Annotated in this window: 3 protein-coding genes; 1 reads left to right on the top strand and 2 read right to left on the bottom strand. The window is 55.9% G+C overall.

Annotation, left to right across the window (positions count from 1 at the left end; translation table 11 throughout):
- On the top strand, positions 1-905 hold a 905-nt coding region (locus AB4043_RS22385), incomplete at its 5' end, for a glycosyltransferase (RefSeq protein WP_442308140.1).
- Positions 906-953: 48 nt separating this feature from the next.
- Here the strand turns inward: AB4043_RS22385 and AB4043_RS22380 are convergent.
- Together AB4043_RS22380 and AB4043_RS22375 are read right to left on the bottom strand one after the other, a co-directional pair.
- On the bottom strand, positions 954-1,934 hold the full coding sequence (locus tag AB4043_RS22380) for a hypothetical protein (RefSeq protein WP_442308139.1): 981 nt from the start codon (positions 1,932-1,934) through the stop codon (positions 954-956).
- Between the two features lie 41 nt (positions 1,935-1,975).
- Positions 1,976-2,464, bottom strand: a 489-nt coding sequence (locus tag AB4043_RS22375) for a hypothetical protein (protein ID WP_442308138.1), incomplete at its 5' end; no start/stop codon positions are given.

Genomic DNA, 2,464 nt, shown 5'->3' with positions numbered 1-2,464 from the left:
ATCATCAGCAGTTGATGGAAGCCTTGCTTTATTACCCTGAAACACCCGCCATCTATCTCAGCCACGACGGCAGCAGCATCATTGATGAACCGATCTATTTCCCCCGGATACGCCGGTATTTCGCCGTGGACGATCGCTGCCGGAACAGGGTTCTGCAGACGGTAGGCTCCGCTGCCGGCGAGGTTCCGCTAATGCCGAATGCAGTAGACCTCGATCGTTTTCTCCCGCGTTCGCCCCTACCTGCAAAGCCGAGCCGCGCATTGCTTTTCAGCAACTATGCCCGCAACGACACTTATTTGCCAGAGGTACGAAAAGCATGCGCCCGCGCCGGCATCTCTCTGGATGTAATGGGCGCGGGAACCGGAACCGCCAGCAGTGCCCCCGAAAAAGAGCTTCCCGGCTACGACCTTGTCTTCGCAAAAGCACGCTGCGCACTGGAAGCCATGGCAACAGGATGTGCCGTTATCCTTTGCGACTTTGCGGGAACCGGACCGTACGTGACAACGACGAGCTTCGACGAGATGCGCCGCAAGAACTTCGGGCGTGCCCTGCTCACACAACCGCTCAAAGCAGAGGCCCTGCTGCACGAGATTCAGAGATACGATCCTGCCGATGCGGCCGCCGTGAGTCAAAGGATCCGTTCAGAGGCCGGCCTGGAGGAGGCCACAAACCAATGGCTTGCTATCTATACCGATGTCTTACGAGATTTCACCTCCGATGTGATTGATCGCGAGGCAGAAGGCCGTGCGGCCTCTCTGTATATCAAGCAGTGGCATGCCTTTCAGCGGAGAGAGTGGGAAAAAGATCAAATCGCCAAGCTCAAACAGATTCCAGTGATTGGTGGTCTTGTCCACAGGACCGTACATCGGTTGCTATGGCGATTCAGCAGCAAAGGTTCTCTCTGAAAGCAAAGAGGCGAGTTCCTATAGGGAACTCGCCTCTTCCTTCAAACGCTACTGAAAGGTAATTGGGGTTACGCTGCCGCAAACTGGATAAGCCCCGCCGACGTTGTTCGCCTTCCGGTTCGTACCGGTCGAAGCGACGGTGCCAAAGGGAGCATTCAAACCGCATGAGATACCGGTTTTGTTTTCATAGATAGAGTTATCGTGGATACGGATCGTACCGGCAGTCGCCACGATTGCCTGGTTATTCGCCGCAATTGTGCTGCGCTCAATTGAAAGAAAGGCGGTTGCGCCTGTCGTCTCGGCGGCGGTACCGTTGTTGGTCAGGGACGAGAGCGTGACATGGCCCTTCCCGTCGACGATATTGATCGCATCGCCGGAGTTCTGCGTAATCGCCGAGTCGGCCACATCCAGCACCCCCCCATTCAGAATTACGCCGCTGGCGAACCCTTCGATAGAAACGTTCCGCAGCTCAACATTGGCGCCTAAAYCGGCGGCCACGTTGATACCTGCCTGAGCGGTGACACTGGTGCTCATACTGACGTTCCTTGCGGAAAGGTTCAAGGCCGCTGACGAGGGAGAGAGTCGGACACCGGCCGTTGCTTCATTGGTGATCAGAACGTTCTCCAGTACGACCTGCTTGGCGGACGTGTACTGAATGCCATACGTTCCGGTCTTGTTGCCATTAATCAGCAGGTTTTTGAGAACCACAGTATCTGCCGCTCCCGCAACCACGTTGATGCCATTGCCGGACGTGTGCATAATGGTGGCGAGGTCACCCCATCCCGCGATCGTAATCGCCTTTGTGATGGTTACGGCGCCGAAGTCACCGGGATCCAGGGCATCAATCTCTCCACCTGCAGCGGTTTTCGAGATGGCTCCGGCCCAGGTCAGGCAGGGCGCTGTACGGCTGCAGGGATTGGCGTCGTCACCGACGCCCGACACCCAGGTCCTGGTTGCTTGCGCGGCAGCGGAGAGTGGTAGGCCGGCGGCACATAAAAGAAGTACAAACGTACGATAAGAGAACGACATGGCGGAGCTCCTGAAATCTTGTAATCGCCGTAGATAAAGCACTATTGAAGGTTGATACCACCCGTGTACTGGCACGGTAGAACTGGACCGCCTGCGTTATTGGCCTTTCGGTTATTCCCGGTCGAGTTGAATGTGCCCGATTGACTGTTGCCGCAGGAAACTCCTGTGCCGTTGTCAAAGAGGGTGTTGTCATTGCCTTTAATCGCACCGCCATTGGCATAGATGGCAACAGAATTCGACGAGATGACATTGCGATCCGCGTAAATTGCTGCTCCCGTCACCGCCTGCATCGCGTATCCGTTGAGGGTGAAATTATTGGATGTACTCGTAATCGTGCCTGCATTCGCGAGTAGAGCAGATCCTGAAATCTGCGTGAAGGTGCTCTTCGTCACATCGATATTGCCGGCCACCGATGTTGAGATTCCATTTGCGTAGTTGGATACGTTGACATTCCTGACGACAGCCCTCAGCGTGCTGCCCGTCGCAGCCGCCACAAGGATGGCGCTACCGCTTCCGGTTCCGGTAAAGAT

Origin of the sequence: Terriglobus sp. YAF25 (assembly GCF_052113305.1) — a bacterium.
Taxonomy (GTDB): domain Bacteria; phylum Acidobacteriota; class Terriglobia; order Terriglobales; family Acidobacteriaceae; genus Terriglobus.
The sequence above is the reverse complement of the archived record's forward strand: the minus strand, read 5'-3'. Positions and strand labels throughout refer to the sequence as shown.